Source organism: Tritonibacter sp. SIMBA_163 (assembly GCF_046535935.1).
Classification (GTDB): Bacteria; Pseudomonadota; Alphaproteobacteria; order Rhodobacterales; family Rhodobacteraceae; genus Epibacterium; species Epibacterium scottomollicae.
This window is the reverse complement of record NZ_JAWJBP010000407.1, coordinates 1-274: the sequence shown is the minus strand read 5'-3', so window position 1 is coordinate 274 and position 274 is coordinate 1. Positions and strand designations below refer to the sequence as shown.

General features: G+C 48.9%; 1 protein-coding gene. It reads right to left on the bottom strand.

What is annotated here, in order from left to right:
- On the bottom strand, positions 1 to 274 hold a 274-nt coding region (locus R0J92_RS22920), incomplete at both ends, for an AAA family ATPase (protein ID WP_411053361.1).

Sequence of the window (274 nt, the reverse complement as noted above, 5' to 3'; positions counted from 1 at the left end):
ATATATTCGGACATATCAAGACGGATCATCGCCTCTTCATCGCCGAACATATATTGCGCCAGTGCCTTAGTTAGCTCAGTTTTACCAACACCTGTGGGACCTGAGAAGATAAAGCTCGCGATGGGACGGTCTTCATCTTTCATACCAACACGGGCGCGACGAATTGCCCGAGAAACGGCACTCACGGCTTCACTCTGACCAATAATGCGCTCATGAAGGGTATCTTCAAGATGTAACAAGAGTTCGGATTCGGCTTGGGTCATCTTGTTGACCG